This is a genomic window from Dawidia cretensis, from assembly GCF_018598175.1.
GTDB classification, from domain to species: Bacteria; Bacteroidota; Bacteroidia; order Cytophagales; family Cyclobacteriaceae; genus Ohtaekwangia; species Ohtaekwangia cretensis.
In genome coordinates this window covers 1-26,967 of the sequence record NZ_JAHESE010000054.1, presented here as the reverse complement: position 1 = coordinate 26,967, position 26,967 = coordinate 1, and the positions used below count along the sequence as shown (strand labels likewise).

Annotated in this window: 25 protein-coding genes and 1 pseudogene; 25 read left to right on the top strand and 1 reads right to left on the bottom strand. The window is 51.5% G+C overall.

All coding sequences use genetic code 11. The features are described from left to right. From KK062_RS28455 to KK062_RS28435, 5 genes are all read left to right on the top strand, one after another. A partial coding sequence (locus KK062_RS28455; protein ID WP_254087787.1) for a nucleotide sugar dehydrogenase occupies window positions 1-906 on the top strand: 906 nt, incomplete at its 5' end. Window positions 907-916: 10 nt separating this feature from the next. Continuing rightward, window positions 917-2,041 carry a DegT/DnrJ/EryC1/StrS family aminotransferase gene (locus KK062_RS28450; RefSeq protein WP_254087786.1) on the top strand — a complete coding sequence of 375 codons (1,125 nt, stop codon included), beginning with the start codon at window positions 917-919 and terminating at the stop codon, window positions 2,039-2,041. Between the two features lie 5 nt (window positions 2,042-2,046). Beyond that, entirely contained in the window at window positions 2,047-2,640 is a 594-nt protein-coding gene (locus tag KK062_RS28445) for an acyltransferase (RefSeq protein ID WP_254087785.1), read from the top strand. After that, window positions 2,637-3,548, top strand: coding sequence for a Gfo/Idh/MocA family protein (locus KK062_RS28440; protein WP_254087784.1), 912 nt, complete (start codon window positions 2,637-2,639; stop codon window positions 3,546-3,548). Before KK062_RS28445 ends, KK062_RS28440 begins: the two co-directional genes overlap by 4 nt. 27 nt (window positions 3,549-3,575) lie before the next feature. Beyond that, window positions 3,576-4,319, top strand: coding sequence for an outer membrane beta-barrel protein (locus KK062_RS28435; RefSeq protein ID WP_254087783.1), 744 nt, complete (start codon window positions 3,576-3,578; stop codon window positions 4,317-4,319). On the opposite strand, the gene KK062_RS28430 is transcribed toward KK062_RS28435, so the two are convergent. After that, entirely contained in the window at window positions 4,289-5,290 is a 1,002-nt protein-coding gene (locus KK062_RS28430) for a polysaccharide deacetylase family protein (protein WP_254087782.1), read from the bottom strand. The genes KK062_RS28435 and KK062_RS28430 overlap by 31 nt on opposite strands. 107 nt (window positions 5,291-5,397) lie before the next feature. On the opposite strand from KK062_RS28430, the gene pseB reads away from it, so the two are divergent. From pseB to KK062_RS28330, 20 genes and pseudogenes are all read left to right on the top strand, one after another. Beyond that, entirely contained in the window at window positions 5,398-6,408 is a 1,011-nt protein-coding gene (gene pseB / locus KK062_RS28425; RefSeq protein ID WP_254087781.1) for a UDP-N-acetylglucosamine 4,6-dehydratase (inverting), read from the top strand. Then, entirely contained in the window at window positions 6,405-7,283 is an 879-nt protein-coding gene (locus KK062_RS28420) for an aldo/keto reductase (RefSeq protein ID WP_254087780.1), read from the top strand. Before pseB ends, KK062_RS28420 begins: the two co-directional genes overlap by 4 nt. A 43-nt stretch (window positions 7,284-7,326) precedes the next feature. After that, on the top strand, window positions 7,327-8,478 hold the full coding sequence (pseC, locus tag KK062_RS28415) for a UDP-4-amino-4,6-dideoxy-N-acetyl-beta-L-altrosamine transaminase (protein ID WP_254087779.1): 1,152 nt from the start codon (window positions 7,327-7,329) through the stop codon (window positions 8,476-8,478). A gap of 45 nt (window positions 8,479-8,523) precedes the next feature. After that, complete coding sequence (locus tag KK062_RS28410) at window positions 8,524-9,282, top strand: cytidylyltransferase domain-containing protein (protein ID WP_254087778.1); 759 nt, start codon at window positions 8,524-8,526, stop codon at window positions 9,280-9,282. Beyond that, window positions 9,279-10,568: an aminotransferase class III-fold pyridoxal phosphate-dependent enzyme gene (locus KK062_RS28405; RefSeq protein WP_254087777.1), complete on the top strand. Its 1,290-nt coding sequence runs from the start codon at window positions 9,279-9,281 to the stop codon at window positions 10,566-10,568. The genes KK062_RS28410 and KK062_RS28405 overlap by 4 nt, the downstream gene beginning before the upstream one ends. A 2-nt stretch (window positions 10,569-10,570) precedes the next feature. After that, a complete protein-coding gene (gene pseG, locus KK062_RS28400) occupies window positions 10,571-12,013 on the top strand; it encodes a UDP-2,4-diacetamido-2,4,6-trideoxy-beta-L-altropyranose hydrolase (protein WP_254087776.1) in 1,443 nt (480 codons plus the stop codon). Window positions 12,014-12,018: 5 nt separating this feature from the next. Beyond that, on the top strand, window positions 12,019-13,062 hold the full coding sequence (gene pseI / locus KK062_RS28395; RefSeq protein ID WP_254087775.1) for a pseudaminic acid synthase: 1,044 nt from the start codon (window positions 12,019-12,021) through the stop codon (window positions 13,060-13,062). Window positions 13,063-13,509: 447 nt separating this feature from the next. Further along, window positions 13,510-13,665, top strand: a pseudogene (locus KK062_RS31275) (DapH/DapD/GlmU-related protein); the annotation flags it as partial. Between the two features lie 407 nt (window positions 13,666-14,072). Beyond that, complete coding sequence (locus KK062_RS28385; RefSeq protein WP_254087773.1) at window positions 14,073-15,071, top strand: phytanoyl-CoA dioxygenase family protein; 999 nt, start codon at window positions 14,073-14,075, stop codon at window positions 15,069-15,071. Window positions 15,072-15,099: 28 nt separating this feature from the next. Then, window positions 15,100-16,389: an MATE family efflux transporter gene (locus KK062_RS28380; RefSeq protein WP_254087772.1), complete on the top strand. Its 1,290-nt coding sequence runs from the start codon at window positions 15,100-15,102 to the stop codon at window positions 16,387-16,389. Continuing rightward, window positions 16,376-17,689 carry a capsular polysaccharide export protein, LipB/KpsS family gene (locus tag KK062_RS28375; protein ID WP_254087771.1) on the top strand — a complete coding sequence of 438 codons (1,314 nt, stop codon included), beginning with the start codon at window positions 16,376-16,378 and terminating at the stop codon, window positions 17,687-17,689. The genes KK062_RS28380 and KK062_RS28375 overlap by 14 nt, the downstream gene beginning before the upstream one ends. 9 nt (window positions 17,690-17,698) lie before the next feature. Continuing rightward, on the top strand, window positions 17,699-18,733 hold the full coding sequence (locus tag KK062_RS28370; RefSeq protein WP_254087770.1) for a glycosyltransferase: 1,035 nt from the start codon (window positions 17,699-17,701) through the stop codon (window positions 18,731-18,733). Next, the gene (locus KK062_RS28365; RefSeq protein WP_254087769.1) at window positions 18,726-20,006 is read left to right on the top strand and encodes an O-antigen ligase family protein; all 1,281 of its coding nucleotides are present in this window, start codon (window positions 18,726-18,728) and stop codon (window positions 20,004-20,006) included. The genes KK062_RS28370 and KK062_RS28365 overlap by 8 nt, the downstream gene beginning before the upstream one ends. After that, on the top strand, window positions 19,987-21,234 hold the full coding sequence (locus KK062_RS28360) for an O-antigen ligase family protein (protein WP_254087768.1): 1,248 nt from the start codon (window positions 19,987-19,989) through the stop codon (window positions 21,232-21,234). Before KK062_RS28365 ends, KK062_RS28360 begins: the two co-directional genes overlap by 20 nt. A 15-nt stretch (window positions 21,235-21,249) precedes the next feature. Beyond that, window positions 21,250-22,008: a WecB/TagA/CpsF family glycosyltransferase gene (locus KK062_RS28355; RefSeq protein ID WP_254087767.1), complete on the top strand. Its 759-nt coding sequence runs from the start codon at window positions 21,250-21,252 to the stop codon at window positions 22,006-22,008. Between the two features lie 6 nt (window positions 22,009-22,014). Beyond that, window positions 22,015-23,130: a DegT/DnrJ/EryC1/StrS family aminotransferase gene (locus KK062_RS28350; RefSeq protein WP_254087766.1), complete on the top strand. Its 1,116-nt coding sequence runs from the start codon at window positions 22,015-22,017 to the stop codon at window positions 23,128-23,130. A 38-nt stretch (window positions 23,131-23,168) separates the two neighbouring features. Continuing rightward, a complete protein-coding gene (locus tag KK062_RS28345) occupies window positions 23,169-24,272 on the top strand; it encodes a glycosyltransferase family 4 protein (RefSeq protein ID WP_254087765.1) in 1,104 nt (367 codons plus the stop codon). A 46-nt stretch (window positions 24,273-24,318) separates the two neighbouring features. Further along, complete coding sequence (gene pheS, locus KK062_RS28340) at window positions 24,319-25,362, top strand: phenylalanine--tRNA ligase subunit alpha (protein ID WP_254087764.1); 1,044 nt, start codon at window positions 24,319-24,321, stop codon at window positions 25,360-25,362. 2 nt (window positions 25,363-25,364) lie between these two features. Continuing rightward, window positions 25,365-26,228: a 3-hydroxyacyl-CoA dehydrogenase NAD-binding domain-containing protein gene (locus tag KK062_RS28335; RefSeq protein ID WP_254087763.1), complete on the top strand. Its 864-nt coding sequence runs from the start codon at window positions 25,365-25,367 to the stop codon at window positions 26,226-26,228. Window position 26,229: 1 nt separating this feature from the next. Further along, on the top strand, window positions 26,230-26,658 hold the full coding sequence (locus KK062_RS28330) for a Rieske (2Fe-2S) protein (protein ID WP_254087762.1): 429 nt from the start codon (window positions 26,230-26,232) through the stop codon (window positions 26,656-26,658). Window positions 26,659-26,967 lie beyond the last annotated feature (309 nt).

Genomic DNA, 26,967 nt, shown 5'->3' with positions numbered 1-26,967 from the left:
ACTGTATATCCCGGTTGCACCGAAGAAGTATGCGTGCCCGTGCTGGAAAAAGTAAGCGGTTTGAAATTCAATGTTGATTTCTTCTGCGGCTATTCGCCCGAGCGGATCAACCCCGGCGACAAGCAACACCGCGTGACGACAATCAAGAAAGTAACCAGCGGCAGCACACCCGAGATCGCGGAGAAAGTCGACCAACTGTATAAAAAAATCATCGTTGCCGGTACACACAAAGCATCGTCGATGAAAGTTGCTGAAGCGGCGAAGGTGATCGAGAACTCCCAGCGCGACATCAACATTGCGTTTGTAAACGAGCTGGCCCTGATCTTCGAACGTGTCGGCATCGATACCCACGAGGTGTTGGAGGCTGCCGGCACGAAATGGAATTTCCTGCCCTACAAACCGGGGCTGGTGGGTGGACACTGTATCGGTGTGGACCCCTATTATCTGACATACAAGGCGGACAGCCTGGGCTATCACCCGCAGGTAATCCTGGCGGGGCGCCGCATCAACGACAACATGGGCGTTTATATCGCCAACAATGTCATCAAGCTGATGGCGCAACACGAGCTGCCCATCAATAAAGCCAACGTGCTGATACTGGGGATCACCTTTAAGGAGAATTGTCCCGACATTCGTAACAGCAAGGTGGTGGATGTGATCCGCGAGCTGCAAAGCTTTGGTACGAACATCGACATTTACGATCCGCAGGCCGATGCGGCCGAAGTGCAGCATGAATATGGACTGACGCTGATCGGCAAACCGGACAAGAAGTATCACGCCATTGTGCTGGCGGTTAGCCACCAGGAGTTCAACGTGCTTGACCTGGACAGCATAAGCCATCCGAAGGTCGTGATCTATGATGTGAAGGGTTTCCTTGACAAGTCAAAGGTCACTGCCCGTCTGTGATGCTATAGGTATGGAAAAAATTCAAATGGTTGATCTGCATAAGCAATATGCCCGGATCAAACCCGAGATTGACCATGCTATTGAAAAAGTCCTAACTTCTACCGCGTTCATTCAGGGGCCCGACGTGCAGGAATTTGCCCGGGCACTGGCACGCTATCTGGATGTCCCCGCGGTCATACCGTGTGCCAACGGCACCGATGCGCTCCAAATTGCCATGATGGCGCTCAGCTTCAAGCCCGGTGACGAGATCATTCTTCCGGTCCACACGTACGTGGCGACAGCGGAGGTCATTGCCTTGTTGGGATTGACGCCGGTCTTTGCGGAGGTACGGGCCGATTCGTTTACGCTCGACCCCGAGCGGTTGGAGGAGAAGATCACGTCGCGCACGGTGGCGATCGTACCGGTGCACCTATACGGCCAGTGCGCCGACATGGCACCCCTGCTGCGCATCGCCCAAAAACATAACCTGCATATTATAGAAGACGCTGCCCAGGCGCTGGGTGCGGATTATACCTTTCCGGATAAAAGCGTTAAGAAGGCGGGTACGATGGGTACCATTGGTACTACGTCGTTCTTTCCTTCGAAGAACCTGGGGTGTTACGGCGACGGCGGCGCCATCTTTACCAACGACGAGGCGCTGGCCACGAAGATCAGGATGATCGCCAATCACGGCCAGCAGGTAAAATATCATCACGATCTGGTGGGCGTGAACAGCCGGCTGGATACCTTGCAAGCCGCGATCCTGCAGGTGAAGCTGCCCTACCTGGACGACTATGCTCGCCGGCGTAACGAGGTTGCCGCATTTTACGACCGCGTTTTAGCGAACGTGCCCTATGTGACGATACCGTGGCGGGCGCCGTATTCCACGCATGTGTTTCATCAATACACCTTGCAGATCGGCAACGGCAAGCGCGATGCCCTTAAACAAAACCTGGAGCAGCAGGGTATCCCCACGATGATCTATTACCCGGTGCCGCTGCATTTACAAAAGGCCTACCAGCAGCCTGACGCCGGACCGGGCACGTTTCCCCTGACCGAAATGCTCTCCCAGACCGTTATTTCCCTGCCGATCCACACCGAGATGGAAGCCAGCCAATTGGAGTATATTGGCGACGCAATAACCCGATTTTTTTAAATCTTATGAGCACCCCCGCATACTTTGCGCACCCCTCCGCCGTGATCGACGAGGGGTGTACGATTGGTGAAGGCACCAAAATATGGCATTTTTCACACATCATGCCCGGTTGTACGATTGGCGAGCACTGCAACATTGGCCAGAACGTGGTCATTTCGCCGGGCGTGCAACTTGGAAAAAATGTTAAGGTGCAAAACAACGTTTCGATCTATACAGGTGTCCAATGTGAGGATGACGTCTTTTTGGGCCCATCCATGGTATTTACGAACGTGATCAATCCTCGCAGCGCTATCAACCGAAAAAGCGAATATGCCTCCACGCTGGTTAAAACGGGGGCCTCGATTGGGGCAAACGCCACCATCGTGTGCGGCCATGACATTGGCCGTTTTGCCTTTATTGGCGCCGGCGCCGTTGTGACTCGCAACGTGCCCGACTATGCATTGGTGATGGGTAATCCGGCCCGCCAAACGGGCTGGATGAGCGAGTTTGGTCACAAGCTGAAGTTCAATGAAGAAGGCATCGCCACGTGCCCCGAGAGCAACGAACGGTACAGCCTGCAACAAGGGAAGGTTCAAAAATTGACGTCGCCGGCTGTATGAAACGTTTTGCCCTGATCGGTGCCGCCGGCTTCATTGCTCCCCGCCACCTGAAAGCCATCAAAGATACCGGCAACTCGCTGGTAGCCGCCCTTGACAAACACGACAATGTCGGCGTACTCGATTCCTATTTCCCGGACACCAATTTCTTTACGGAGTTCGAGCGGTTTGACCGCCACCTCGATAAGCTAAAACGCAAAGGCGAGCCGGTTGAAATTATCTCGATCTGCTCTCCGAATTATCTCCACGACTCGCATATACGCTATGCGCTGCGCTACGGCGCGGACGCGATCTGCGAAAAGCCGCTGGTGCTCAGCCCGTGGAACGTAGACGCCCTGGCCGAGATTCAACAAGAAACCGGCCGGCGTATTTATACCATTCTTCAACTGCGCCTGCACCCCAGCATCATTGCCCTGCGCGAGCAAGTGCGCCAGGCGCCGAAAGACAAAGTATACGATATCAATCTGCAGTATATCACTTCGCGTGGTAACTGGTATCATTCGAGCTGGAAGGGCGATCTGTCGAAGTCGGGTGGTATTGCCACCAATATTGGCGTACACTTTTTCGACATGCTGATCTGGATCTTTGGCGCGGTGAAAGATGTGCAGGTAAGCCGTTTGACGAACGACTCCGCGGCCGGTTATCTGGAGCTGGCCCAGGCCCGCGTGCACTGGATGTTAAGTATCAATGTCAACGACCTGCCGGCCGATGTGAAAGCCACGGGAAAGAGAACTTTCCGGTCGTTGACGATGGAAGGAAAAGAAATTGAATTCAGCGAGGGATTTACAGACCTGCACACGGCGAGCTATGCCGACATCATTTCCGGAAACGGCTTTGGGTTGGAAGATGCGCGCGCAGCGATCGAGGTCACGCATCAGATCCGAAACCTTACCCCCTCTGCGCAGTTGTAACGTTTTATGAAAACACGGAGGGGGTATTTGCTTTTTTTATTCGTAATGGGCTGCATCGTTCCGGGCTTCTCGCAGACGTATCGTTCCAGCGTAACCGCAGGCTTATTGTATGACCAGGTCATTGATCAGACATTGCCCTCATACCTCTCCGTACGCGGCGGTGTTTACAAGCTTCATACCGAACGAGTCAAGACCAAAACCAATCCGACGTTGGGTTTTACAGTCGGCTATCAGGTCAACCGAAGTGTTAGCAAGCGTATTGAGCTTTATAGTGGACTATCTTTTTCACTGCGCAAACTGGAGTATGAATATACCGACCGCTCGCTGCTCGCGCAGAACCCGCGCCCACCACGGTGGGATCGTCGCCCGCTGCACATCGAGGTTAAAAAAACATTCTCCACGGTGACGCTGCCAATCGGCGCAGTGATACACCTGAACAACCATTTCTTTATTGACTTCGGCGGCCGCGTCAATATGACGTTGGGCGACAGCGACAAAAAGACATGTGATAAAGACTTACGGTATAAGCTCAACGTCCTGCAAACTCAGAGCCCGAACAAGATCGGTGTTGACGTTTCCGGTGGTGCCGGCTATACTGTGGGACGTAGTACGATCTCTGTAAAATATTTATACGGTGTAACGCCGCTGTTTCCTGTGGTGGATAATGCTTACGATCAGTTGATTCCGAGCAAACTCAACTTTTCATCGTTAATGCTCTCTTATAACATCAACATCGACGGCTATTTTTTTCGCAAGCGGAAGGTAGATTGAGAAAGGGTTTCCACGTATAGGCGACCGTCCCCGTCATAGGCTATCGGTGCGGTGTTTGCCTCGGAAACGACCTGATATTCGTTCAGGCTTACGCCGGGTATTGATACCGTAAGAGGCATATCGAACACGTCTTGCGGCAGGTCGTTGGAAAGTTGTACGACGATATCGCCGTCGGTGTTGGTGACGTGCAGGCGGGTATTGATACGCTCGATTTTATACTTCGCCAAGCGCTCGAATGTATCGATATAAATGTCATCGTTCGGAGTTACGTAGTCGAAGAGCTCCGTAAAAAACTCATGGGTGAGTGGTTGTGGGCAATCGTCAATGCCGTGTGCGGTGGTTACGATCCAATCGCGCTCCTGTAGTGCCTGGTCCATCTGGTGCTTGAACATGTCGACCTCTTCGAGGGAAATCATGTTGCAAAACCCAGGGGGCGATATTTTAGTGGCATAGTACTTACGAAAGACGAGCTTATCGACAAGCGCGCTTGTACTGTGATACGGATGACCGAATGAGAACGGAGCTTTTCCAATGTAATGTTCGATCATTCTATAGCTGGAATCTATCTCGGTCTTGAGAATGGTGGAGTCCGAGATAGTTCCCATGGATAGGTGTGAGAGCGAGTGGCTGGCGATCTCTTGACCTTCTTCGTGCAATGCTTTCCATTGAGGCCATTCGCCGTTTTGTTCGGCTTTGGAGGTAATAATAAAGAACGTACCCTGGAGGTTATATTGATGGAGCAGAGGAACTATTTTGGTAAAGGTCGACTCACAGCCGTCGTCCCAGGTAAACGATAGGGCTGCCGTTTTGTCTTCGGGATAGCGGGCAATGACCACGCCAGACGTTTCATCGTCACTATCGCAGGAACTCCCAAAGAAAATCGGCAAAACGAGCGTCATTAAGAAGATTATACCAACGGGACCACGTCTTTTTGTCGGGGGGAGGCCTTCTATTTCTACAATCTTTTTCATCTTATCTGACCGGATGTTTAACGATGCAATTTTTAACTGTATTTCCACTGATAATCAAACTGTAGCATGTTAAACTTTTGCTAAATTTGCACCTTATTTTTACAAGGATGTTAAACGGCAAAAGTATCTTAATTACAGGTGGAACGGGATCATTCGGAAAGAAATTTGTTGAAATGGTCCTGCAGAAGTATCCCAACGTCAAAAAACTGATCGTATACTCCCGGGACGAGCTCAAACAATTCGAGATGTCGCAGACATTTCCGGAGTCGAAGTACCCCGCGATGCGCTACTTCATCGGCGACGTGCGCGATGGCGAACGTCTGCGTCGTGCCTGTGAAGGTGTAGACACCATCATTCACGCTGCGGCGTTGAAGCAAGTTCCCGCGGCGGAGTATAATCCGATGGAGTGTATCAAGACCAACATCATCGGTGCTGAGAATGTCATCAACGCCGCGATGGACGCCGGGGTAAAAGACGTTGTTGCGCTGTCGACCGACAAGGCTGCTGCTCCGATCAATTTGTACGGTGCAACCAAGCTGTGCTCGGATAAGCTGTTCGTCGCCGCCAACAACTTCAAGGGCGCACGCAAACTGAAGTTCTCGGTTGTCCGGTATGGTAACGTGATGGGCTCACGCGGTTCTGTTATTCCCTTCTTCCTCGAAAAGCGTAACAGCGGTGTACTGCCGATCACGGACGTGAATATGACCCGCTTTAACATCTCGCTGGAAGACGGCGTGGAGCTGGTGCTTTTCGCACACGAGCATGCGCTGGGCGGTGAGATCTTTGTACCGAAGATTCCTTCGTACCGCATTACCGAGCTGGCAGAAGCCATTGGTCCAAAGTGCAAGCAAGAGATTGTCGGCATTCGTCCGGGTGAGAAGATCCACGAAGAAATGATTACCAAGTCGGATTCATTCTTTACCGTGGACCTGGATCACTATTATGCGATCCTGCCGCAGAGCCCGGGGTGGAACATAGACGAGTATCTCGTAAACCGGAAAGCGAAGAAGGTAGAGCCCGGCTTCGAATATAATTCAGGCACCAACACCGAGTGGCTAAGCGTGGAGCAGCTGCGCAAGTTGATTCGCGATTACCTGGATCCAAATTTCGTTGCTTGAGCAAGCTGACGCTACACCACAAGATCGGACTTGGCACCGTACAACTGGGACTGGCTTACGGCATTAACAATCCGGCCGGCAAGCCGGCGCAGGAGGAGGCATTTGCCATCCTGGACGAAGCGCACCGCAGTGGCATTACCCTGCTGGATACGGCCGATGCTTATGGCGACTCGCTGGATGTACTGGGAAGCTATATACGGGCACACGGGCAGAAGTCCTTTGTGATCGTTAACAAGTTTATACATACCGGTACGTCGCTGGCCGAAAAGATGGAAGCGGGATTGAGCCGCCTGGGCACCACGCACCTGTACGGCTATATGTACCACCGCTTTCAGGATTATCGCGACGGCGCGTGCCGCGAGGAGCTGCAGGCGTATAAAAAGAAAAAGGTTGTTGAAAAGGTCGGCGTATCCCTCTATGATCTACACGCGCTGGAGCAGGCGGTGCGCGATCCTTTTGTAGACCTGATCCAGCTGCCGGTACACCCGTTTGATTTTTCGGCAGGCAAGAAAGAGCTGCTGCGCGAAGCCAAACGGCAGGGCAAAGAGATTCACGTGCGATCGGTCTTTTTCCAGGGGTTGTTCTTCAAAGACCCTGCGACATTGACCGGCAACCTGACGGCGTTTCGCGAGCCGTTGATGCAGTTACAGGAAGTTGCCCGGAACCATGGCCTCGACATTCAAACGATGTGCCTCAATTATGCGTTACATAACGCAAGCATCGACAAGGTAATCATTGGTGTGGACAGCGCGGCGCAGCTTCAGAAAAACATGGCTTCGATTGTGGCGCAATATCCTGACAGCATTGCCGCCGCGTTGGAGTCGATCGTCATTACTATCCCGGAAGTATTAAATCCTTCCGCCTGGAAACCCTGATTAAAACTTTTGCATTACCCTTTATAACGAGCGGGATATACATATGAAACCAATTCCTTACGGCAGACAACATATAACACTACAGGACATCGACGCCGTTGTAGAAGCCCTGCAGGCCGATTTCCTGACACAGGGGCCGCGCATCAAAGAGTTTGAAGACAAGTTTGCCGCCTATGTGGGCGCGCAGTATGCGGTGGCCGTTGCCAACGGTACGGCCGCCCTGCATCTGTGTACGCTGGCCCTGGATGTAAACCCTGGACAGAAAGTTATTACGACCCCTATCACGTTTGCCGCCTCTGCCAACTGCGTGCGGTATTGTGGCGGTGAGGTTGAATTTGAAGATATCGACAGCGGCACGGTATTGCTGGATGTTGAGCGCGTGCGCCAAAAGCTGGCCGCCGCGCCGCGCGGTACGTACCAGGGCATCATTCCGGTGGACTTTGCCGGGTACCCGGTAGACCTCGAGGCGTTCCGCAAGCTGGCCGACGAGTATGGTCTGTGGATCATTGAGGATGCCTGTCACGCACCCGGTGGATATTTTACCGACAGCAAAGGTGTGAAGCAGTTGTGCGGCAACGGCGCCTATGCCGAGCTGGCCATCTTCTCCTTTCACCCCGTGAAACATATTGCGTGTGGTGAGGGCGGTATGATCACTACCAACGACAAGGATCTGTACGAAAAATTATTGCTGCTGCGCACACATGGCATTACCAAACGCCCTGACCTGCTGCATGAGAACCACGGCGACTGGTATTACGAAATGCAGGAGCTGGGGTATAACTACCGCATTACCGATATGCAGAGTGCCCTGGGCATATCGCAGCTGAGCCGTGCGGACGAAGGGCTGCAGAAGCGCCACCGGATTGCACAACGGTATGACGCGGCGTTTAAAAATACTGCCGTGAAGTTTATTACGCCGGGTGCCGGTACCTCGCACGCATACCACCTGTATGTTATTCAGGTGGAAAATCGCAAGGAGCTGTACGACGCGCTGAAGAAACACAACATCTTCGCACAGGTGCATTACATTCCGGTACACACCATGCCGTATTACCAGGAGCTGGGGTATAAAAAAGGCAGCATGCCCAAGGCCGAGAAGTATTACGAGAAGTGCCTGAGCCTGCCGATGTTCCCTACACTTACCGATACTGAGCAGCAGCATGTAATCGATACGGTGCTCCAGTACGCCAAATAGTATAGCGAGCCAGCCGGGCAACCGGCTGCTCTTAACAGCGACAACATGAAAATAGTAGCGGTAACACAAGCCCGGACCAGCTCTACACGGCTGCCGGCCAAGGTGCTGATGAAGATCGGCAACGACACCCTGCTGGAGCTTCACCTGAAGCGCATTCTGAAATCGAAGAAGATCGATCAGCTGGTAGTGGCTACGACGACCAATCCGGAAGACGTGGCGATTGCCGACATTGCCAAGGGGTTGGGTCTGGAGTTTTACAGGGGCGATGTAGACGACGTACTGGACCGTTTCTACCGCGCGGTAGAGAACAAAGACGCCGATTACATTGTACGCCTGACATCGGACTGCCCGCTGATCGACGCCGAGCTGATCGACAAGGTGATTCAAAAGGCTATTGACGAGAAGCTCGACTATTGTTCCAACGTGTTGGCGCCCTCCTACCCTGACGGGCAGGACGTGGAGGTATTCCGGTTTGCTGCGTTGAAGAAGGCGTGGACGGAAGCCACCAAGAAGTCGGAGCGCGAGCACGTGACGCCGTATATCTGGGGCAACTCCAGCTATAAGGGTGGTACGCTCTTTCAGTCCGACAACTTCTCGGAAGGATATGATTTCGAAGGATTGCGCATGACGATTGACGAGCAGCGCGACTTTGACCTGATCGAGCAACTGATCGACCGCGTCGGCACCGGGGAAACCTGGCTGACGTATGCCAACTTCCTGACGAAGAATGACGACATCCGAAATATTAACCAGACTATTACCCGAAACGAGGGTTATACAAAATCTATAAATAACGAGTCATGAGCACGCGCTATAAGAAATCCGAAGAATACCTGGAACGGGCACTGAAGACGGTTCCCCTGGGCTCACAAACCTTTAGCAAAAGCAAAACACAACTGCCCCTGAATGTATCGCCCTACTTCGCTTCGCGTGGTGACGGCGCCTATATGTGGGACGTGGACAACAACCGCTACATCGACTTCGTCAACAGCCTTTGCTCGCTGACGTTGGGCTATAACGATCCGGATGTTACCCAGGCGGTAACGGAGCAGTTGCAGAAGGGTACTATCTTTTCGGTGGCCCACGAGCTGGAGTTTTTGGTCGCCGAGGAGATCTGCAAAATGGTGCCGTGCGCCGAGATGGTGCGCTTTGGTAAGAATGGTTCGGATGCCACGGGTGGCGCGATTCGTTTGGCGCGCGCGTATACCAAGCGTGATCACGTGCTGGTGTGTGGCTACCACGGCTGGCAAGACTGGTACATCGGTACCACGACGCGCGACCTGGGTGTGCCCGCTTCCACGAAGGAGCTTACGCACAAGTTTGCCTATAACGATATTCAGTCCCTGAAGACCAAGCTGGAAGAGCTGAAAGGTCAGGTGGCGGCTGTGATCCTGGAGCCGGTGAACGTGTTTCCTCCGGAGAACAATTTCCTGCAACAAGTAAAGGAGCTTACGCACCAACACGGCGCCGTGTTGGTTTTTGACGAGACGATTACCGGCTTCCGGTATGCAAATGGCGGTGCGCAGGAGTTCTTTGGCGTAGTGCCCGACCTTGCCACCTTTGGTAAGGGTTTGGCCAACGGATATCCGGTATCGGCCGTTGCCGGCAAGGCCGAGATCATGAAGCTGATGGAAGATATTTTCTTCTCGTTCACCTTTGGCGGCGAGACGTTGTCGCTGGCGGCTTCGCTCGCTACCATGAAAAAGCTGCAACGCGAGCCGGTGATCGAAAAGATGCGCAAGACCGGTGAGGCGATCATTTCGAAACTGAACGCCATTATTCAAGAATACAAGCTTGAGCACATCATGAGTGTGGCGGGCTACCCGGCATGGTCGTTCCTGATGATCAAGGATACCGAAAAATATACTTCGTGGGAGCTGAAGACGCTCATTCTGCAAGAGATGTTTGCCAACGGTGTATTCTTTATCGGTACACACAATGTAAGCTATGCGCACAGCGCCGAAGATGTCGAGCACCTGATGGCGACGTACCGCATTTGCTTTGAGAAGATCAACGAAGCACTGGCCAAGGGCAACCTGGCCGAGCAACTGCAGTGTACACCGCTTAAACCGCTCTTTAAAGTACGTTAGTCTTGAGTCAACAGACACACCTCTACTTCCGCGCAGACGGCAGCTCGCACATGGGGCTGGGACACATCCACCGGTCGTTGGCCCTGGCCTCGATGGTGGCAGATGCTTTTGTCTGTACGTTCGTGACCCGCAATCCGCTGCCCGCGCTGAAGACCATGATTGCCGACGTGTGTCAGGATTGTATAGACCTCGGCAACATCGAACCTGCACAGGAGGCGGTGCATTTTGCCGGGAATATCCTTACCGCCCAGGACATCGTCGTGCTGGACGGCTATCATTTTGATCTGTCCTACCAGCAAGCCATTGCCCGGACGGGGTGTAAGATTGTATGCCTGGACGATATACACCGGTATCATTTCCTGGCGCATGCCATTATTAACCATGCCGGTGGTGTTGATTCCTCGCTGTATAGCGCCGAGCCGTACACCCGTTTTTACCTGGGACCCCGTTATACGCTGCTAAAGAAGCCTTTTCTGGAGGCTGCCCGGCACCGGCATGAAACTCCTGCCGGCAATGCATTGTTTATCTGTTTGGGTGGCGCTGATCCCGGTAACCAAACGCGGTTTGTTCTGGAGAAATGCCTGCCCCATAACTTTGACGAGTACATCGTCGTAGTGGGTGCGGCCTATCAGCACAGTGCTTCGTTACAGGCGTTTGCCGCGCAGCACGGTGACATCCGGATCCTGTCTAACCTGGGTGCCGAGGAGATGGTAACGTCTATGCAGCGCTGCCGTACAGCGGTATGCTCGCCGAGCGGCGTTGCCTACGAGTATCTGTGCACGGGTGGGGCGTTGTACGTGCATCAGACAGCCGACAATCAGGAGGACCTTTGCAACTACCTGCTGCGCGCGTCGCTGGCGTTTACCTTTGCGGACTTTCCAACGGTGCCGGCGACTATCGTTGCTCATGCTGTAGCGGAACAGGCTAAGATTTTCGACGGTCGGTCTAACCAGCGCCTGAGAAAGATCTTCCTGACGTTGGACTACGACCTGCACGCCACGTTCCGCCGGGCGACGGAAGCCGACGTTGATGTGACCTATGCCTGGGCAAACGATCCGGAGACGCGAAGCCAGTCTTTTCAAAGCGATGCGATACCGTATGGCAATCATGAAAACTGGTTCCGGAAGAAGATCGCGACGGACGCTACATACTACTATATCGTGGTATACAAACAGCAGCCGGTAGCGCAGATACGTTTTGACCTGATGGAGGGTGAGGCACTCATCAGCTACGGTATAGACGCTGCCTATCGAAGCAAGGGGTTGGGTACCTGGGTGCTGCAGCATGGTATCGAACAATTCCGGAAGGATCATGCGCAACCGGTTGGCATCATCGGGTATGTAAAGGCTTCGAACGAAAAGTCCAACACGATTTTTAGAAACATGGGATTCACGCAAGTGCCCGTAGAAGAGAAATATAAAGACGCATTTAAGTATAAACTATAAGCACCATGGAGTTCAAAATAGGCAATCGGGCCATTGGCCATCATCATAAACCGTTTGTGATCGCCGAAATGTCGGGTAACCACAATCAGTCCATCGACCGGGCGTTTGCCATTGTCGACGCGGCTGCCAAAGCGGGTGCCCATGCCATCAAGCTGCAGACGTATACCGCCGACACCATGACCATGAAAGGCGCCTATACTATCCAGGATAAAAATTCATTGTGGAATGGTCAAGAGCTGCACGACCTGTACAAGCTGGCGTATACACCGTGGGAGTGGCATGAGCCGATCTTCCAGCGCGCGAACGAGCTTGGTATGATCGCTTTCAGCTCGCCGTTTGATCCGACTGCTGTCGATTTCCTGGAAAGCCTGAACGTGCCGCTGTATAAAGTGGCGTCGTTTGAAAATACAGACCATCCGTTGCTGAAAAAGATTGCCGCTACCGGCAAGCCCGTCATCATGTCTACCGGTGTGAGCACACTGGCCGATATTTACGAGTCGGTGCAAGTTCTGCGCAACAATGGCTGTAAGCATTTGACCCTGCTGAAATGTACCAGCACGTACCCATCTACACCTGAAAATACAAATCTGCTGACGATCCCGGTCATGCAGCAAATCTTCTCCGACTGTCTGATCGGATTGTCGGACCACACCATGGGTGTAGGCGCCTCGGTTGCCTCGGTAGCCCTGGGTGCACGCGTGATTGAAAAGCACTTTACGCTGCGTCGTGCGGATGGTGGTGTGGACAGCACTTTCTCGTTGGAGCCGGAAGAGCTGCAGTCGCTGGTGGTAGAAAGCGAGCGCGCTTTCCTGGCGATGGGCCATGTCGAGTTCGGTATCCTGGAGGCCGAGGCCAACAGCAAAAAGTTCAAACGCTCTATCTACATCGCGGAAGATATTCGTGCAGGTGACATTTTCTCGGAGAAGAACCTGAAGGTGATCCGCCCTGGCGACGGACTGGAGCCACGGTTCTACGAGCGCCTGCTGGGTTTGCCTGCGAAAAAAGATTTGAAGAAAGGATCGCCGCTGATGCTTAACGATATTTTATAAACCGTTCTATATCCGAGGCGATCGCACATGAAAGCATGGCTGTTTTACCTGAAGTTTATTTTAAAGGGTGGGTATACCAATTCTTTTAAAAAACTAAAATTCACGGCAACGTCGTGGATTGGAAAAACGGTCAGCATTTACTTTGAGCCAGGCGGCACGCCGCGTCAGATCATTACGCTGGGTGAAGGCGTACGTGTCAGTAATTTTTCTGATCTCACGGTCGGCACCAACGACGCGCTGATCCTGAAAGATTATACGACGCTCAACACGCATTGTAAGATTATCGGCGAAGTTACCATCGAACGGTATTGTTTACTGTCGGCCAACATCTTTATATCGTCGGGACAACATTACGCCACCCGGTTTCCACATTTGCTAATCCGACAACAGGATGAGAAAATCCTGGGGACGGAGGATGGACAACGTCAGCATTCAAAACCGGTACACATCGAAGAAGATGTTTGGATCGGGTTCGGGGTGTTCATCAAGCAGGGGATTACAATTGGTCGTGGCGCGGTGATCGGCGCGAACGCCGTTGTTCTGCACGACGTCGGGCCTTATGAGATCGTGGGTGGTAACCCTGCAAAAAAGATCAAAGACAGGCTGGCGTTTTCGCCACCGGCACATATCCGCGCCGACATCGATGAGCACCGTCCATACTTTTACCGTGGATTTGACCACTATGGTGTACATCGCCAAAATCCTTCGGGTGCACCGGGCATGTTTGCCTTCGAAGAAAGCACCGTTGCCATACCCGCCACACCAACAGGGGTCATTCAATGCCGTGGGTTTATTACGGGGTCGCAGCCGATTACCATTGAGGTTTCGGTTGACGGCAGCTTGGTGGGAACGTATACCGTGCAGGGTGCAACCTTCGACCTAACCATACATCTGACCGATCAGGCACCCTCCCAAGGGAAAATTAATCCCTTTTCTTTTATTACTTTTGCGATTCCTTACGACAAGAGACTTTGTCTCGGCTTCAACAGTATAAAAATTGTTTAATCTTTATGGTAGAAAACGTTAAGATAGCGCTCGCCAACCTCGTTTTTTGGGTCGGCTATTATTGGTACAAATTTTTTGACAAGACACCCTCGTATTCGTATCAGAGCCTGCGAAAACTGTTCTATACTTCGAACACGCAGTTCAATAGAAGGTTGAGCAAACGCATTGCCAAAGAAAATCCTGGCTATACTCTAGGTGCCGCCAACGGTGTGTTGGGAAACCTGAGCGCCAGCGACCTGACAAAAATCAGCCAGCAGATTCATCAGGATGGTTATTACGTATTCCCCACCTTCCTCGACGACGCCACCATTGCTTATCTTACCGAACTTTCCTATCGCACCAAAGCGACCCTGATCCCCAAACCGAAGGACGGTGGTCCCGGCGAAGACTTCTTCAAACGCGATGCCCCCAGGACCATCAAGTACCAATTTCTTGAAAAAGACCTGGTACAGGATTCGGTAATCCAGAAACTCGTCGCCGACCCCAGCATTCTTGCTGTATCTCAATCTTTCCTCGGCTCCAAGCCTGTTCTCGATTTGATATCGATGTGGTGGTCGACGGCCTCTAAGAAGGCCTCATCCGAAGTGGCTCAATTATACCACTGGGATATGGAGCGCATCAAATTTTTGAAATTCTTCTTCTACCTGACCGATGTCGATACTGAAACCGGACCACATTGTTATGTAAAAGGCTCGAATAACGGATTCCCCGAATCCGTGCGCCGCGATGGTCGCATCGAGGATGCTGAGATCACGAAAGCATACTCAGCCGACAAGCTCATCGAGATCACGGGCAAGCGCGGTGCGATTCTTGCCGTCGATACGAGCGGTTTCCACAAAGGAAAGAATCTGAGCCGTGCCGATCGGTTATTGTTGCAATTTGAATTTGCCAATAGCTTGTTCGGTATCAATGCAGAGAACTTCGACATAGACCAATCCTCTCCTGAGTTTAAGGCTGCTGCAAGCGCTTACCCGTTTGTGTACCAGCGCTACAAGGTGAAATAAGTTTTGATCGAAGTACCTTGTCTATAGCATGCCTAACATTGCCAATTTCTTAAAAGGGATTTCCTTCGAAAACGTAAAGGGCACGCTGTTCAATTTCGGCTTCCGGGCCGGGGGCATTTTTGCGAAGTTTTTGTTGGTTGTATACATCAGCAAGGAAATGTCGTTGGAAGCTCTCGGCTTATATAACATCGTTGCTGTAACGGTGGCCTGGTCGGTATACGTGATCGGCTTTGAGTTTTATGCCTATTCCTTGCGGCACATTGTTGGTGAATCGCCCGATGTGATCTCTCGCCACGTCTTCAATCAGATGGCTTTTCACATTACAGGTTTTTCATTCCTGCTGGTATTAAGTCCGTTTCTGGTTGTTCTGGATTTTGTCCCCCTGGTTGTACTGCATTACTTTATTCTGATTACCATATTCGATCAGATGTCGCAGGAGTGCTTTCGCATTTTGATAGCGTTGGAGCGATCACAATTTGCTAACTTCATTTACCTGATCAAGAGTGGCCTGTGGGTATATCCGTTGTTGCTGTTGCCCCTGGTGTTTGGAATCGACATCCATATCCATCTCATCCTGGGCTCGTGGCTGGCAGGCACCGTCTTGTCGTTTCTTTTCGGCATGTGGAAGCTGTGGACATTGCGGCTTTTGAGGTTCCGAAGTGTGAGGCTGGACTGGCCGTGGATCAAGCAGGGCATTATCGTTGCATTTCCTTTTTTGATTATTTCCATTGCACAGATCACGATGGATTTCGCCGACCGATATCTGATCGACTATTTTTTGGGCAAGACAGCGGTTGGCATTTATAGCTTTTATTATGGCATCGCCAGTGTTCCCACAACGTTGATCACCAGTGTACTCGTGGCACAATATTATCCACGAGTCATCAACGTATATAAATTCGACCGGCCGGAAGCTGAAAAGCGTGACGTGATCAAACGGTTCCTTTGGCAATGTATCGGTCTGGCCATCATCACCAGCGTGGCCGCGTTGGCGTTGATCAATCTCCTGCTCGACTATGTCAATCGCAAGGAGCTGTTGGATCAAATCAGTTTGTTCTACCTGATGCTACTCCAGGTGATCATGTTTGCCGTGCAGGTGGTGGTACAGACTATTCTTTACGCCAAACATTTCGACCGTGCCCTGCTGTACAGCGCGCTAACCGGGGCGGTTGCCAACGTCGTTTTAAATATTTTGCTTATACCGGTCCTGGGGCTCTATGGCGCCACGCTATCGACCATTGTTGCCATGCTGCTGATACTGACCATCCGGACTATTGTCTATTACACACAAAAGAAAACTGATCATGAAGGAATTTGATATAGCGATCATCAGCTCATACCATGAGGAAATACTGGCGGCCGACTGGTATTTCACCATTCAAAGCATGGGCAAACGCTGTCTCATCATCACGCCCAATCCGAATGAATACAACGTACTGACAAAGCAGGGCGTCGATACGGTTTATCTCAACGATTACTTTCCTGATAAGACACCTTCGCGCGCGGAGATAGACGGATATTTTCGAAAGAAGGGCGTAGACGACATGGTTACGTATGTCTCTACCGAACGGGCCTATTATAAGCAGGGCAACAACCACATTATCCGCTATGCCTACCGTTATGCAGAAGCTTTCACGCGCGTATTTGAAGAATATACGATCGGCGTTGTGTTGCACGCAGTGCAAGGCGGCGAGGTGATACGGCGCTGTGCATCGCTGATTGCCGACGAGAAGAAGCTACGGGTAATCTACCTGGGCGAGACGTTCATTCCGCACACCATCAATTTGTACTACGACGAACACCGCACCATGCTCGAGCCGAAGGAGAAGCGAACGATGGCGGTAGAAGACGCGCAGAAGTTTATTGATGACAAGATCCAGCGTAAGCCCGTGATCTTTTACGAGACCGAGCACCGGCGCTATGTACGGACCCCGTTGTTGAAGAAGTTCTTCACGTTGATAAAGGAAGGTAACTGGAATATCATACGTGCATACTTCGCCAGTAAATGGATAATCCATGTGGATCGCAGGTTCAAGGACTTTTATACCAAGGTTGTGGGTACTTTCCACGATTTCAATAAGGACGCCAAATATTTTTATTACCCTTTTAATGTCGATGCCGAGTCGGAGCTGTACATCCGTAACCACGAATACATTGACCAGGCAGGGGCTATCGAGCGGTTGGCGGTCCACCTGCCCGCGGGTTATAAGCTTTATGTAAAGACTCATCCGGGCGTCGAAGGACACCTTTCGATCAATAGTTACCGCCGGTTGAGCCGGCTGCCCAACGTCGTGGTGCTTCATGCAAAGGTCAACAGCTTTGATGTCGTGAAGAGCAGCCAGGGTGTTATTATCGTATCGTCTACGGTGGGATTGGAGAGCTATATCATGGGCAAGCCTACGTGTGTCATCGGGCATTGGCCCTATGTTGTTTATGGCAACTTCCCGGCGACTAAAAATCTGAGCGAGGTATTCGACAAGTTGTTGTCGCCGACGCGCACGCCCAACGAACCGGTCAGGTTTATACAAAACCTGTATGCCGGCTCGATCGAAGGCTCGCTCTGGATGGGCCATGAAGATTTCAAAAAGATGATTGCCGGCATTCTGGCATTAAAGTAATCGAACGCGGTGGCGAAGATTCTATACATCAAGAAAAAAGCTAACACCGTCAAGTGGTCGGATGTTCTTCAGCGGCAGTTTGAGGATCTGAAACACTTGTCGGGTGGCAATGTCGATCTTTATGAGGTCGATACGGCTGGGCTGTTAGCCTACTGGAAGAACATTCGTCGCATCGGCCGGCTTATGCGACAGCACGAATACACTGTCGTGTATGTCAACCATGTGATTTGCGCATATCCGTTTGTCTTGTCGCGTTGGTTCTATCGCAAGAAAGGTGTCACCACGGTGCTGGCGTTGCACGAAACAGAGCCGGTGCTCGGCTGGCAGTTTGTGCGGGAGCATCGGGACATGCTAAGTGCAAAAGAAAAAGTACGTTACACCAAATTTTTACAGTGGCCCCTGCCCTTCTTTGATACGTTGCTGGTGCTGAACAATCGCCAACGTACCAATCCGCGGCTGGCGCAACGGTATGTACAGCATAACTACCTGGGGGTGGATGTCGAACGGTTTGGAGCGTTGGGGCAGGAGGAGTTTGTTGCGGGCGAAAGGTTTCACGTGTTCTTTCCACATAACCCGGAGCGCCCGGAGAAAGGTTTTGGCCTGCTGGAGAACGCTGTGGCGGACCTGCCGTTTGCCTATGACCTGACTGTCGGCGGCAACATTCCTTATCCCGAAATGCCTGCGGCCTACCGCAAGAGCCACGTGGTGATGCTGACGGGCATGTACGAAACCTATTCGTTGGTGTTGTTGGAGGCCATGGCAGCCGACCGGTTTATTATTGCCACGAATGTGATTGGGCTGGTGGAAAACCTGCGGGAGCTTTTCACAGTCGAGGAACTGGAAGCTTATGGCCTGTTTGTTGTAAATCCCACGCCGGTGGATGTGCGCCAGGCATTGGAACGCGTACAGCGTGTCGCAACCGTGAAAAAACCTGCCACGAAAGCGCTGCTTCTCCAGGAAAAGTTGACAGAGAAAGATTGCAATGAGCGATTGTACAAATTTCTGACTAATTTTCAACGTCTCCAATCCTCTTCCCATGCGTAGCTATTCGTACACTGCGAACGCTTTTTTCTTCACAACGGCGCTGTGGGTATTGCTGATACGCGTTTTTACCGAGCTGCCACGTTCTATCACGGCCGTAGGCTGGGCCAACATGCCCGACAATGATTATAACCGCATTGTATCGGGTCTATTCATTCTGATGATGATGGTTGGCATTGTATTCCTGCGAAGGCTTCAGGTCAGGTTCGCACTCCAACAGGTGTTGATGTTTGGTGCGGCGGTGTTATTCTTCTATACGGTCCTGGCGGTATATACGTTTGGCCAGCTGGGCATGAGCTATACCGGCATCGGCGTGGTGATCATGCGATACCTGATGGAGATCCTGGTCGCCGTGTTCTTTTGGAACTTTGTACGGTCGGCGCGGGACCTGGGCAAGATCCGATCGATCTTCTTTATGCCCGCGCTGCTGATCATCTTCCTGATCTCCTATTTACAGATTGCTACCTCCAGCTTTGAGGACGTGCAAGGCGTCGAGCGCCTCATCGGGCCCTTTGGCAATCCCAATGTGCTCGCGGCGTTTATGCATTTTTTCATCGTCGCCACGATTGTCTTATACATAAACGAAAAAGGCATCAAGTTCTGGATTCTGCTGGTGGCACAATACATTCTGCTTTTCTATACAGGCAGTATGACGATGATCCTCAGCCACCTGGTGTTCCTTTTTTTTGTCGGCGTAGCCAACCGGTGGTATAAAAGTAAATTGTTTTATTATGCGGCCGTAGTCATTATCCCGTCGGTGATCGCCGTGATCATTGCGCAGGCGGATGCCATCCTTGCCCGCCTGGCGGTATTGTTTAACACCGAAACGTTCGAGCTGCACTCGGGATCCTCGATCGTCTGGCGTATGGACGCGTGGGCCTCGTACCTGTCGCTGCTCGACACGCCATTGAAATGGCTCTTTGGTCTCGGGATTGGCACACAACGAGCGGTCTTTTTAACTGGCTACCCCGGCAGCCTTACACATATTTTCGAGGCTCCCGGCACGCACAACGATTATCTGGGTGTACTGGTAGACTTTGGGTTGTTTGGACTGTTGCTATTCTTTATCGGCATACGTGCTTTATTGCGCTACCTGAAGTCGCTTGAGCGTATCAATCCGACGATCCGGTATTTACGGTACTTCCTTTTCAGCCTGCTCTTTGCGATGCTGAGCGAAAATATACTCGACCAGCTGTCGATGTCGCTCAGCATACTTGTCCTGGTAAGTTTTTGCAAAACGGTATACCTCCAGAAACATGAACCTGGCCTTGCCTGATCAAGTACATCGCTTTGCCCAGCGCATGTTGCCGTATAGCATCTATGCGTTTATGGTGCTATACCCATTTTCGGTAAAATGGGCGAACTTCAGCATACTCGCGATATGCGCGTTGGGACTTCTCAGCAACAGTCTCTCGGACAAGCTGCAAAAAGCGAAGACAAACAAAGGCATCTGGCTCTATCCGGTATACTCTGGGGTGCTGCTCCTAGGAGCCCTCTATAGCGCAGACACGCGTTATGCCTTCAAGATCCTGGAGACCGGTATACCTTTCCTGTTGCTGCCAGTGCTATTCGCGACGGCCGCTACACTCGACGCCAAAACCCTGCGGACCATTGGGATATTACTCGTTGCCATCACCTGTAGCGTCGCGGTCTATTGTGTCGTGCAAAACGTGCTGGATATTCGTACCGAAAAAGTTCCCTTGTGGTATTTCTTTACCTGGGAGTATTCCTACAGTCACCTGGCCGGCCATATAGGCTTGCACCCCACTTATTTTGCGGCATTAACATTGCTTGCATTTTTCACCGTACTCCTGAAAGGAGATTTTACTACGGTGCAAAACAAAGTATTAAACACATTCATACTGATATTCTTGTCTATCTTTTTGATCTTGTTGGGGGCTAAAATCGGCTTATTGATCTTTTTTGCTGTTGCCGTTGTACTGGCATTTATTTATAAGCTCCACTCGAAACGTCAGTTACTGATACGCGTAGGGATCATTGTATTGCTGCTGGTGGCGGCGTATAACACTCCGGTTATTTATTGGCGATTTAAAACAGCTGTTGACGGTGTACTGCATGCGGCCTCGGGGCAGGTTGGCGCCGACTATCGCACGTTGCACTGGCGGTGTGCGGCAGGTGTTATTCAGGAGAGTCCCTGGGTAGGGCATGGTATTGGAGATGTGCAGGAGAAGATGAATGCCTGCTACGATGGCCTCGGGCGGCTGGCCGAGCTACGTAATTATAACGCTCACAATCAATACCTCGATAGCTGGGCAAAGACGGGAATCCTGGGGCTGGTTATTACCTTGCTGTGCCTGGCCTGTCCGCTCTATACCAGCTTTAAAGCGGGAGATCAGCTTTTTGCTATTTTCTTTTTTGTCTTCCTGGTGGTCTGCCTGACCGAATGTTTTTTAAACGTTCAGAAAGGTGTGACGTTGTTTTGTTTTACAGCTTCTATCTATTGGGGACACCTGTATAACCGTCCCGGGAAGTTAACTGCGTGACGTATGACGAATGCTATGATACCGAAAATTTCCATCGCCAAGATTCCCGTGCACCGCTTTACCGTGGCGTCGCTGCACGAGAAGGTCAAGCAAGCCATTGTTGGAAAGGACAAGAAAATGTTCCTGAACGCTAATGCGCGGCTGGTCGAGTTGGCGAACACGACAGATGTCTGGCTGGTGGACTTCTTTAATAATACGGTCGACTACGTCATGTGCGATGGCGCCGGTGTACAATTGGCCGCAAAACTTACCGGACAGCCCGTGCCGGAGAAGATTGCCTATAACGTGTGGTTCTGGAGCTTTGCGCGTTTTATGGCAGATAATAATTTTACCATTTACTTTCTCGGCGCCGAAGAGCTGACGTTGCAAAAAGCCATTGCCCGTATCGAGGCTTTCGAGCCACGCATTCGCATTGTGGGTCACCACCACGGCTTCTTCGATAAGAAAAAAACAAGCCCGCAGAATAAGGTCGTCATCGATCACATCAACGCGGTGAAGCCCGACGTGATCTTTGTAGGCTTTGGCATGCCGATTCAAGAAGCCTGGATAAAAGAGAATTTTGCTGACGTCGATTCGTGGGCATTCTTTGCCTGTGGTGGTGCGTTTGACTTCTTTGCCGGCAAGAATCTGGTGGCACCCTATATTTTTCGAAAGCTTTATTTAGAGTGGCTGTTCCGGTTCTTTCTGGAGCCGCTGCGTCTTTTCGAGCGGGCTACTACCAGTAACTTCCGCTTTGTCAAAGCGGTATGGAAAACACGAAAGGATAAAGGGTAAGGTGTGATGAAGATCCCGTTTATCGATTTGCACGCACAGTATATGTCCATCCAGTCAGAGGTTGACGACGTGGTAAAAAGTGTACTGTCGCAGGCGTCGTATATCGGGGGGCATTACGTCAGGCATTTCGAGGCGCTCTTTGCCGAGCAGCTGCAGATCCATCATTGCATTGGTGTCGGCAACGGCACGGATGCGCTTTATACCATTCTCTCGGCACTTGACCTGCCCGCCGGTGCCGAGGTTATTACACCGGCCATGAGCTGGATTTCTTCGGCGGAGACCATTACGCAAGCCGGCGCCCGCGTTGTATTCTGCGATGTTGACCCGGATACGTATATACTCGACCCGCAGCGTGTCGCGGAAAAGATTACAGATCGCACAGCAGCGGTTGTGGCTGTTCATTTATACGGGCAGGCAGCCCCCATGATGGCACTGGCGGCCTTATGCCGGGAGCGTAAACTATACCTGATCGAAGACTGTGCTCAGGCGCACTTCACTCAGGAGGGTGGGCAGTATGCAGGTACGTGGGGTGACGCGGCAGCTTTTAGTTTTTACCCCACCAAAAACCTTGGCGCGTATGGTGACGCCGGATGTATTGTTACGCGCCACGAGGCACTTGCCGAACGTATGCGCCGCCTGGCCAATCACGGCGCCCGGGTAAAAGACGATCATCTCTTTGAAGGCTTCAACAGCCGGCTGGATACTTTACAGGCAGCGATCCTTTCGGTTAAGCTCACACACCTTCATGGCTGGAATACGCGACGTGCAGCGATAGCGGAATTGTACAAAAGTTTGCTGCAGGGAGTGGAAAAGATTGTCTTACCCGCGGTACGATCCGACACCATTCACACGTATCACATCTACGCCATCCGGGCCCGGCGCCGTGATGCGTTAAAACAATACCTGGAGGCCAACGGCATCTTAACAGTCATTCATTATCCGGTTGCACTCCCTAACCTGCCGGCGTATTCGTACCTGGGCCATCGCCCGGAGGATTTTCCGGTGTCGAGCGGGTTGCAGGAGGAGGTATTGTCGTTGCCCATCTATCCGGAACTAACAGACGAGCAGGTGCGGTATGTGAGCAAAAACATCCTCGAGTTTTATGCCAAACAGGGCGTTTAAATGTACAAAACCTTTATTTTTGGTCGTTATTTGATTTTATGGCCATCCAGCTAGCAGCTGCAATTACATCGTTTGTCATCGCTTTCCTGATCGTTCCGGTGATCATCAAGTATTCCTTGCGGAAAAAACTTGTGGATATTCCCGGGCGCCGGAAGATTCACAAACGCGACACGCCTTCGATGGGTGGTATTGCCATCTTTCTCGGCTTTTTTATTTCGTCGCTGATTTGGATTGACATCCAAAGTTGGGGCAATATCAAGTTTATTCTCGTTGCCCTTTTTGTCATTTTCTTCATTGGCGTACGCGACGACTTAGTTCCTCTGCGGGCCATGATCAAGCTGATGGGCCAAATCATGGCGGCATCGCTGTTGATCTTTTTGTTTGATCTTCGCATCAAGTCGTTTTACGGACTGTTTGGCGTGCATGAGCTGCCCGACATCATCAGCTATGCGATGACGTATTTTACGATCATCGTTATAACCAACTCTTTTAACCTGATCGACGGTCTCGACGGCCTGGCGGGCACCATTGCCATCCTTGCCCTGACCGGTTTTGGTACGTGGTTCTTTTTGATCAACGACTCGATCTTTTCTATCCTGTCGTTCTCGATGGTGGGCGCCATCTTTGCATTCCTGATCTTTAACTGGGAACCGTCGGAAGTCTTTATGGGCGATACCGGGGCACTGGTGATCGGCATGATGCTGGCGATACTGACCATCCGGTTTATTGACCTGAATTATAATTTGTCGGAGTACTCGCCGTATAAGTTCAATGCTTCGGTTGCCACGGCATCGTGCTTTATTATCATACCCCTGGTTGATACGTTGCGTATTGTCATTCTGCGTCTGCTGAAGGGACAATCGCCTTTTAAGCCCGACAAGAGCCACGTCCACCACGCTATCATGCGCCTGGGTATGACCCACGGCCGTACCACGATGATCCTGGGTGCCGCCCAAATTCTGTACATCGTACTGGCCCTGATCTTCCGCGATTTCTCGGAGCGTTATGTACTGACCGGCGTGATCGTTTTGTCTTTCATTCTGAGTGTGACGCTTGACCGCATGATTCTAGGAAGGCTTTCTACGAAAGAAGTGGACGAAAGAGAGGCCGACGAGCCGGAAGTTGAAGGGGAAGAGGCTTAGGGATTCCGGGGCAATATTGTATTTTTGAAGCTTACGCATTGGTGTAATGGAAGAAAGGATTCAGTCATTATTGCAGGAGATCAACGCTTACACTGCCACCGATAAGGCCGGCGTGGAGGCTTATCGCCTGCGGTATACCAGCAAGAAAGGTGTTGTGGGTGACCTGTTCGAAGAGCTCAAGCAGATGCCTGTTGAGCAAAAGAAGACCGCCGGAAAGGTCCTGAACGAGCTGAAGCAGGCTGCTGAAGCCAAGTTGACTGCGTTGCAAGAGCAGGTGGAAACTTCGAGCGCAACGGCGAATACCCTGGACCTGACCCTGCCGCCCATTCCCAATACAACGGGCAACCTGCACCCTCTGACATTGACGCGTTACCGCGTGATCGAGATCTTCGAGCGCCTTGGCTTCAATGTGGCCGATGGTCCGGAGATTGAAGACGACTGGCACAATTTCTCGGCCCTCAATTTCCCTGAGAACCACCCTGCCCGCGAAATGCAGGATACATTCTTTGTTGAAAAGAAAGGCGTTAACGGCGCGCCGCAAGATGTGCTGTTGCGTACGCATACGTCCAATGTGCAAATTCGTCTGATGAAGTCTCAGAAGCCGCCGATCCGTGCAATCATGCCTGGGCGGGTGTATCGCAATGAGGCCATCTCGGCCCGTGCGCACTGCTTCTTCCACCAGGTGGAAGGTTTGTATGTGGATAAGAATGTCAGCTTTGCTGATCTGAAACAGACTATATTCCACTTTGCCAAAGAGATGTATGGCAAGGATGTTAAGTTAAGACTCCGTCCTTCCTTTTTCCCGTTTACGGAGCCCAGCGCTGAGATAGACGTGACCTGCCTGATTTGCAAAGGTGAAGGATGCGTGGTGTGTAAGCGTAGTGGCTGGGTGGAGATTGCCGGTGCCGGCATGGTTCATCCTAACGTGCTGCGCAATTGCGGCATCGATCCGGAAGAATACACCGGCTTTGCCTTCGGCATGGGCATCGAGCGCGTGACGCAATTACGCTATCGTGTAAACGACTTGCGGTTGTATTCTGAAAACGACATCCGCTTCCTGAAACAATTCAACACCAGCAGTATTGCATAGCCATGGCTCCTATTCAGCACATAGCGGTAATAGGAGCGGGAACCATGGGACAGGGCATTTCGCAGTTATGCGCCCAGGCTGGCTTTAAAGTGCTTCTATACGACATCCAACCCGAACTCGTCAAGAGCGCTGTGACGGCTATTGCGCACAGTCTGGACGTGGCAATTCAAAAAGAGAAGATCACGGCTGCGCAGCGGGAAGCTGCTTTACAAAATATTGTTCCTACTAGTGACTTCCGGCTGTTGCAGGTAGACCTGGTGATCGAGGCGGTGATCGAAAAGCTGGAGGTAAAACAGATGCTCCTGACCGAAGTAGAAAAGCTGAATGACCAGCATTGCATTCTCACCAGCAACACGTCATCTATTGCCATTACGCAGATTGCTGCGCCGTTGAAATATCCCGGACAGTTTGCGGGGCTTCATTTCTTTAATCCCGCCACGACTATGAAGCTGGTGGAAATCATTCGCGGCACGGCGACGAGTGATTCGACGATCAACACACTAAAAGACTTCAGCGAGCGTATACATAAGACAGCCGTGCTGGCGGCCGATTCGCCTGGGTTTATCGTTAATCGCGTGGCCCGGCATTATTATACGGAGTCGCTCAAGCTTGCCGAGGAGCGGGTGTGTACGATCGAGGGTATCGATCAGCTATTACAGGCTACAGGCTTCCGTATGGGGCCGTTTGCTTTGATGGACCTGATTGGCATCGATATTAATTATGCGGTAACTGAAACGATTTTTAAGGGTTTTCATTACGATCCTAAGTTCCGGCCGAGTCGCCTGCAGCAGCAAAAAATTGCTTCGGGACAACTGGGACGCAAGACGGGAAAAGGATTTTATGAGTACCCGGATCTTCCAAAATAGTATGATGCGTAAGTCTTTGTTTTTTATGCTTTTGCTGGGCGCTTGCTCTTCTGATTTGAGTGATGAGGCGATTGCTCCGGCTTCTTTTCCGGATGAGGTTATCAACCTGAATCTTCCCGCGTATAATGATCTGCGCACAAAGGGATGGATGTATATCAATAATATTGGCGTTCGTGGGGTTATTCTGTATCACGTGCCCAATACACAGGAGTATTATGCCTTTGAGCGGAATTGTACGTTCCAACCGTACGAGGCCTGCTCGACGGTGGAAGTGCATTCCTCGGGGCTTTTCATGATTGATCCTTGTTGCTCGTCGCAGTTTGATTTCTCGGGGAATCCGATGTCAGCGCCAGCGGTTACGCCGTTGCGGCGGTATGATATTGGAAAGGCGGGGGATAATACTATTATCATTACGGATAACATCTTTTGATAGAATCTGGCATTCCTTCACTAACTCGGCTATTTCTCCGGTCAGTTTAAGCCTGGCTGCAATTTCAGTCGCCTTGATAGGATCGGGACTAAACGCAAGTTCCGCACCTACGCTGACGCCTGGTCCCGCCGACAGGCAGGGCTAAAACCTTTCGCCAGCCATCTCCTGGATGCGGCTATTCAATATGCCTGGCGTCCTTATCTCATTAGATAATTCTATTCTTCAAAAGGCCTTAAAACAAAAAAGCCCTGATATTTCTATCAAGGCTTCTTTTGTAAAAGAAAGGCAACGACTTACTCTCCCGGGTGT